We start from the raw sequence: 6,689 nt of genomic DNA, 5'->3' as shown, positions 1-6,689 counted from the left end.
AAAACAGTCCCCTACAGAACCCGGGCCGGTTCAGGTAGTGGTTGTGATGAATCAGATTCTGCTGTATTGCTGGTTGTCGCCCCGAGCGGTGGTCATGCCGACCACACGAGTCCGCCGTCCACCCGGATGGTGGACCCGGTCGTGAACGATGAATCGGGACCGGCCAGGTAGCGGACGGCGCCGATGACTTCGCCAATCTCGCCGGTGCGTCCCATCGGCAGGGTCTCCTTCGACGACAGCCGTTCCCACAGCTCCGGGGGCCAGTTCTCCGACACGTCGGTCCTGATGGGGCCAGGCATGACCGTGTTGACACGCACGGCCGGCGCGTGAGCACGTGCCAGTCCGACCGTGAGTGCGTTGACACCGGCCTTCGCCATCGCGTACGGCAGCTCCATCGGGCTGGCCTGGATGGAGGTCACGCTCGAGACGTTGATGATCGAACCTCCGTCCGCGTCCGCCATGGCTTTCGCCGCGAGGGTGGCGATCCTGAACGCTCCGCGTAGGTTCACCGCCAAGACCTTGTCGTACAGCTCCTCGCTGACGTCTACCAGCGAGGAGTATAGCGGCGACATGCCCGCATTGTTGATCAGGACGTCGATGCGTCCGAATTCGGCGAGAACCCGCTCGATCAGCAAGTCGCAGTCGTTCCATCGCCCGACGTGACACCCGATGCCCAGCGCGAGCACCCCGAACTCGTCCTGCAACGATGTCGCGAGCTCTTCGCACGCCTGTCCGTTACGGCTCGCGACGACGACCGTGTCGCCGTCCGACGCGAAGGCTCGACAAAGCTCGCGGCCGATGCCACGGCTACCTCCTGTCACGACGACGACGCGGCCCGTCGCGCGGGGCGTCATTTGACTGCCGCCGGAGTCGCTGCGGCCTCGCCATCGGCTGCATGGGTGCTGGGACGCCGACGCACGCGAATGCTCTCTCGTCCGCAGGCCAGCAGGTCGCCGTCCTGGTTGCGCACCTCCACGGCGTGAACCAAGATGCCGAACGCATCGTCCTCGACGATCGCGTCGGCGATCTCACGATGGCAATAGATGGTGTCACCGATGTGCAAGGTCTTGGTGAATCGCAACTCGTCCCACCTGACGGTGGCCACTGCGCCGGTCGGCCAATACCAGTTCCAGTCGTGCTGTGCGAACATACCCACCGAGAGGGCCATCTCGATGAAGCCGGCCGCGATGCGCTGGCCCGATCTGGAAGATGCCATCGCGTGCGCGTCGAAGTGGATTGCGGGGAAGTCGTGCTCGATGCTGCCCCACGTTAGGAAGTCCGCTTCGGACATGGTCCGCCCAGAGGTGCTGGCCGATTCACCGACTGCGTAGTCCTCAAGGTAATCCTTCATGCTATTCGCCCTTCCGTTCCGCGAGCATGCCGTAACGCGTCGAAACGATGACCTCGTCACGCTGGTTGAACGTCGAATGCGAGAACACGATCTCGCTGCTCCATCTCTCGGGTATTCCCGTCCGGCGCGAGTGGCTGCATGGTGGACGACACTGTTCGCGCAACATGCCGTTCACATCGCCGAAAATCAACCGGTCGATTGGTTGATCTTTGCAGAAGGCCTGCGACGGGTCAACCCCATTGCACCCGCGCAGTGCCCGCCCGTCCACCATCGAGTCGCCGAGCGGGACGAGATGTAGCCGTCAGGGCCAGTTGCCTGCTAGGGTGATTCAACCGATCATTTGGTTGTCTGAGACGCAAGAGGAGATCCAATGCCAAACAAGCAAGGACCGCTGGCGGGGCTTCGCGTCATCGAACTGGCCGCCCTAGGACCCGTGCCGTTCGCGGCGACCATGCTGGCGGATCTCGGGGCCGACGTGATTCGCGTCGATCGGCCGCCATCAGGGGCGGAAATCTTCGACGCCGAGGACGAGATACTGCACCGCGGCCGACGCTCAATCTGCGTGGACCTGACCAAGCCGTCCGGGCGTGATCTGATCCTCGACCTCTGCGCCGAGGTCGACGTGCTTCTGGAAGGTCACCGGCCCGGAGTGAGCGAACGCCTCGGCGTCGGACCCTCGGACTGCTCCAAGGTCAACCCACGGCTCGTCTACGTTCGGTGCACTGGGTGGGGGCAGGAAGGGCCTCTCGCTGCCCGCGCCGGCCACGACCTCACGTACACCGCATTGAGCGGGGCGCTCGACGCGATCGGCGAACCGGGCCGCAAGCCAGTGCCGCCCCTGAATCTGATCTCGGACTTCGGTGGAGGTGGCGCCTTCGCGGTGATCGGGGTCCTTGCAGGCCTGTTCGAGCGAGCGGGCAGCGGTCGAGGCCAGGTCATCGATGCGTCCATGATCGACGGAACCACGTATCTGCTCTCGTCGGTCTTCTCCATGCTCAACTCCGGACAGTGGAACTTGGAGCGCGGGAGCAACGTGCTCGACGGCGGCACCCCTTTCTATGACACGTACGAGTGCGCGGACGGTCGATACATGGCCGTTGCCGCCCTCGAGCCGAAGTTCTGGCGGACGTGCGTGGCACACATGGAACTGCCGGTCGATCCCGATACGCAGTGGGACAAGAGCACATGGCCGGAGTTGCGAACACTCTTGGCGAAGACCTTTGGCAGCAGGACCCAAGCCGAGTGGACTGACCTGCTCGAGGGCGTCGATGCGTGCGTGGCCCCGGTTCTGACCTTGACAGAAGCCCCCCTTCATCCCCACCTGAGTGCGCGCGAGACACACCTGAAGGCATCGGGTGGGTTCCAGCCCGCGCCGGCCCCCCGATTCTCCCGCACGCCCGGCCTAGCCGGCGCCCCAGCCGAAGCTCCTGGCAGTTCCACCCGCAGCGTCCTGGCCGAGCTGGGGCTCAACCCCGAGGACATTGATCGGCTCGTCGCCGACGGCGCCGTCGTCCAGAACATCACAGAAGGAATTTGACGTGGATTTCGCACTGCCCCCCAAGTCCGAAGAGTTGGCGAAGACGCTCCGCGACTTCATGGCCGAGTTCGTCTACCCGGCCGAGGAGGTGCTCGAACGACAGTCGCTTGAGCTCGCGGCCGCGGGCACGCCGTGGGCACCCCGGCCGATCATGGACGAGCTCAAGACCGAGGCACGTTCGCGAGGACTGTGGAACCTGTTCCTCACCCGCAACATCGGTGGTGAGCTGACCACAACGGAGTACGCCCCGTTGGCCGAGATCAGTGGTCGCAGCCCACTGCTGGCACCCGAGGCGATGAACTGCTCCGCACCGGACACAGGCAACATGGAGCTTCTCGCACACTTCGGCACCGCAGAGCAGAAGGCCCAGTGGCTCGATCCGCTGCTGGACGGCCAGATTCGTTCCGCATTCGCCATGACTGAACCGGACGTGGCCTCGTCGGACGCATCCAACATCTCGACCCTGATCACCCGCGACGGCGACGACTACGTCATCAACGGAAGCAAATGGTGGATCACGGGTGCGCTGAGTCCACTGTGCAAGATCCTGATCGTGATGGGCAAGACGGACCCGGACGGACCTCGCCACAGGCAGCAGTCGATGATCCTGGTACCCATCAATACTCCTGGCGTCACTGTGACGCGGCACCTGAGCGTGTTTGGCTACGACGACGCCGCCCACGGCGGACACGCGAGGGTCGAGTTCGATCAGGTGCGCGTGCCGGCGGAGAACCTGATCGGCGGAGAGGGCGATGGATTCGCCATCTCCCAGGCACGACTCGGACCCGGTCGTATCCACCACTGCATGCGAGCGATCGGAATGGCTGAGCGGGCTCTGGAGCTGATGTGCGCCCGTGCCGACTCCCGCCGGACATTCGGAGGCCCGGTCTCTGACCAAGGAGTGATCCGCGACTGGATCGCCGAGGCGCGGATCCGGATCGAGCAGGCACGTCTACTCGTTCTCAAAACCGCATGGCTTATGGACGAGGTCGGCAACCGCGAGGCGCACACGGAGATCCAAGCGATCAAGGTCCTCGTTCCTTCGATGGCCGAATGGGTGCTCGACAAGGCGATCCAGGTTCACGGCGGCGGCGGTGTCAGTCAGGAGTTCCCGCTTGCGGCCATCTGGGCGCAGACGCGGACCTTGCGCCTCGCGGACGGACCGGACGAGGCTCACAAAGCAGGTCTGGGCCGCCGCGAGCTGAAACGGCAACGCGAAGCGCGGGAGAACGTTGAGCGGCTGACGCCCGTCGCGCGCTGACGCCCCAGCAATCTCCTGGAGCATGGAGCGGCGGCGGGGCTGTAGCACCAAGTGTTTGGTTGAAGATAGTGTGGGTTCCATCGATGCCACGACGAGGACGAAAACGAGCCCCTATGAATGACAAGCCCCAAGGCCGCTGGAACGAGGTGGTCGAAGCCGCCGCCGTCATCTTCCACGACAAGGGATATGAGGCAACCACTGTTCAGGACGTCGCTGACGCCGTCGGGATCCTGAAGGGGAGCCTGTACCACTACATCAAGACCAAGCATGACCTGCTTTTCGCTGTGGCCGAGCTGGCCGACGCCGCCAGCGCCGAGACCCTAGCGCAGGTGCGGGCCATCGAGGGCGGCCCAGCCGTCCAGCTGGCGGGCTTCATCCGGGCCCATCTCGAGCTCCTGTTTCGCGAGGGAATCAAGTTCCGTGTCTATCTGCACGACATGAAGTCCTTGGAGCCCGAGCAGTACGAGGTGGTGGCGAAACGTCGTCGTGAATACTCGCGCTACGTTGAGGACCTGATCCGGAGCGGTCAGGACGACGGCGTGTTCACGTCTACGATCGATCCACACCTTCTCGCTCTCGGGCTACTGGGAATGCTCAACTGGACGAACGAGTGGTTCCGCGAAGGCGGCCGGAACACGGCGGAGGACGTGGTCACGGCGTTCGTCGAGACAGGTCTGCGTGGGATGGGAACGGCCGAGACCGCCATCGCAGAAGCTGTCGGCCGGACCCAGCCCGCGTGATCCCTGTCGCCATCGAGGACAACTCGGCCGGTCGAGCCCGGTCGGGTGGATCTGATTGCAGCACTGCTTCCGTCGCTGCCAGCCATACGGGAGATTGATCGAGCCCACGAAGACAAACAAAGAAGGAGTGAGCGTGTCCGTCTCAGAGCGAATCAGCGTTGGCGACGTCAACCTGGTCGACGCCGTCGACCGTTGGATCGCGGACCGGTATCCCAGCGGCGCTGCCGCGTCGGGCATCAAGCCAATGCCGGGGAACTCAGGACTCAGCTTCGGGTTCCAGGTCAACGATGGCGCCGGCCGCGCAATCGATGCGGTGGTTCTGCGTCTTGCACCGCCGGGAGTGCGCCGATCGATCAACACCGACGTGCTGCGCCAAGTGCCGCTGTTGCAAGCGCTCGAACGGGCTGAGGTGCCGGTGGCGCCCGTTCTCTGGCACTCGGACGACCCTCAGTGGTTCGGAACCGATGCTCTCGCACAACGACTACTGCCCGCACACCCACTGCATCTCCTTGATGCGGCGTCCAGCGCCGACATCCCGTCATCGGGTGCCCAGCCGCTACTCCAGCGGGCCGCGGCGGTCCTGGCCGATGTGCACCGCGTCGATTGGCAGGCGGAGCTGCCCGGCTGGGCTGCGCCCACCGGCATCGAGCACGAGCTGGAACGGTGGTGGGCGCTGGTCGAGAAGGCAGCGGATCCAGCAGACGCCGAGCTGGCCTTGCGGCTTCGTGAGAGACTAAGCGCCACGGCACCCGCGCAGCCGAGCATCGGCTTGTTCCACGGCGACTTCCAGACCAACAACGTCTTGTACGACGGCTCAGGGACCGTGCAAGCTGTCATCGACTGGGAGATCGCCGGGATCGGTTTGCAAGGACTTGATGTCGCTTGGCTCGCCATGATGACCGATCCACAGCCGTGGGGGTCCGAACACCGGGACAGGCTCAGGATCAAGGCCCGGCCGAAGGACATCCATGACTGGTACGCACAGGCCCGCGGCCACGAGGTGGAATCCTTCGACTGGTTCAGGGCGCTGGCCGAGTACCGATTCGCTGCGATCGTGGCGTTCAATCTCCGGCTGCACCGCACTGGTCGTCGGCCCGATCCGTTGTACGACACCCTCGCATCGTCCATCCGTCCGCTGTTCGAGCACGGACTGACCATCCTCGCCTAGGCGCACCGACCCTTCGAACAGGAGCATCCATGTACATTCGCGTGGACACAACCCTCGTCCCGCCTGCAGTCGAGCTGCACGAGCAGGACGACTTCACCAGTTTCCGAGTCGTACTGGCAACTCCCGCTCATTCATGGATCTCGGCTGACAGCTTGGTGACCTTGGCCGGAGCCGACGACGACACGTCATGGCAGGAGAAACTCGACGGCATGGTGGCGTACGCGACCAGCAAGGGATGGGTCGACGGCCAGGGACGCCTGCGTGCTCACGTCGAGATCGAGTCCACCGACTAGAACATCAGGCGCGCCGTCTCAGGACCGGAGCAGGGGCGAAGCAAGATAGAGCCTCGACTTGGCCGTGTGGAATGTCGCGAAGGAATCGGGCCTCAAGGCGCTGAACACCACGATGAGCCCAACCAGGGCGACGATCATCCCCCAGTGGGGTCCGGGGTTCAGGACGGTGCGCAGCGTCGATGAGCCCTGACGTTCTTCGACGTGCTCGCGGGCGGGGGATTGTCGGTCATGGTCATGAGGTGTCTCCAATGAGATGGCCCGGGCACGAAGACCGGTGTTCATCGCTCTCGACGGGAACTAGATGATTAATTCCTATTGGATTCAGTGGTCGTAGGCGAT

At 64.2% G+C, this 6,689-nt stretch carries 8 protein-coding genes; 5 read left to right on the top strand and 3 right to left on the bottom strand.

Annotated elements, in window-relative coordinates:
* Positions 1–92: 92 nt before the first annotated feature.
* On the bottom strand, positions 93–821 hold the full coding sequence (locus AC5RVV_RS16970) for an SDR family NAD(P)-dependent oxidoreductase (protein WP_494002552.1): 729 nt from the start codon (positions 819–821) through the stop codon (positions 93–95).
* A gap of 29 nt (positions 822–850) precedes the next feature.
* A complete protein-coding gene (locus tag AC5RVV_RS16965; RefSeq protein ID WP_493986719.1) occupies positions 851–1,351 on the bottom strand; it encodes a MaoC family dehydratase in 501 nt (166 codons plus the stop codon).
* Between the two features lie 370 nt (positions 1,352–1,721).
* On the opposite strand from AC5RVV_RS16965, the gene AC5RVV_RS16960 reads away from it, so the two are divergent.
* The 5 genes from AC5RVV_RS16960 (at position 1,722) to AC5RVV_RS16940 (ending at position 6,350) form a co-directional block, all read left to right on the top strand.
* Complete coding sequence (locus AC5RVV_RS16960) at positions 1,722–2,888, top strand: CaiB/BaiF CoA transferase family protein (protein ID WP_494002551.1); 1,167 nt, start codon at positions 1,722–1,724, stop codon at positions 2,886–2,888.
* Between the two features lies 1 nt (position 2,889).
* Positions 2,890–4,149: an acyl-CoA dehydrogenase family protein gene (locus tag AC5RVV_RS16955; RefSeq protein ID WP_493986711.1), complete on the top strand. Its 1,260-nt coding sequence runs from the start codon at positions 2,890–2,892 to the stop codon at positions 4,147–4,149.
* Positions 4,150–4,262: 113 nt separating this feature from the next.
* Positions 4,263–4,889 carry a TetR/AcrR family transcriptional regulator gene (locus tag AC5RVV_RS16950; protein WP_493986695.1) on the top strand — a complete coding sequence of 209 codons (627 nt, stop codon included), beginning with the start codon at positions 4,263–4,265 and terminating at the stop codon, positions 4,887–4,889.
* A gap of 133 nt (positions 4,890–5,022) precedes the next feature.
* A complete protein-coding gene (locus tag AC5RVV_RS16945) occupies positions 5,023–6,057 on the top strand; it encodes a phosphotransferase family protein (RefSeq protein ID WP_493986696.1) in 1,035 nt (344 codons plus the stop codon).
* Between the two features lie 29 nt (positions 6,058–6,086).
* On the top strand, positions 6,087–6,350 hold the full coding sequence (locus tag AC5RVV_RS16940) for a hypothetical protein (protein WP_493986697.1): 264 nt from the start codon (positions 6,087–6,089) through the stop codon (positions 6,348–6,350).
* Between the two features lie 18 nt (positions 6,351–6,368).
* Here AC5RVV_RS16940 and AC5RVV_RS16935 read toward each other — a convergent pair whose 3' ends face one another.
* Entirely contained in the window at positions 6,369–6,632 is a 264-nt protein-coding gene (locus AC5RVV_RS16935; protein WP_494002550.1) for a hypothetical protein, read from the bottom strand.
* Between the last annotated feature and the right edge of the window lie 57 nt (positions 6,633–6,689).

This window comes from Arthrobacter sp. MDT2-34-1, from assembly GCF_059091365.1.
The sequence above is the reverse complement of the archived record's forward strand: the minus strand, read 5'-3'. Positions and strand labels throughout refer to the sequence as shown.

Excerpts from the sequence above, each read along its gene's own strand:
- AC5RVV_RS16940 (WP_493986697.1), top strand. The coding sequence starts at position 6,087 with ATGTACATTCGCGTGGACACAACCCTCGTCCCGCCTGCAGTCGAGCTG.
- AC5RVV_RS16950 (WP_493986695.1), top strand. The coding sequence starts at position 4,263 with ATGAATGACAAGCCCCAAGGCCGCTGGAACGAGGTGGTCGAAGCCGCC.
- AC5RVV_RS16965 (WP_493986719.1), bottom strand. The coding sequence starts at position 1,351 with ATGAAGGATTACCTTGAGGACTACGCAGTCGGTGAATCGGCCAGCACC.
- AC5RVV_RS16935 (WP_494002550.1), bottom strand. The coding sequence starts at position 6,632 with ATGAACACCGGTCTTCGTGCCCGGGCCATCTCATTGGAGACACCTCAT.
- AC5RVV_RS16960 (WP_494002551.1), top strand. The coding sequence starts at position 1,722 with ATGCCAAACAAGCAAGGACCGCTGGCGGGGCTTCGCGTCATCGAACTG.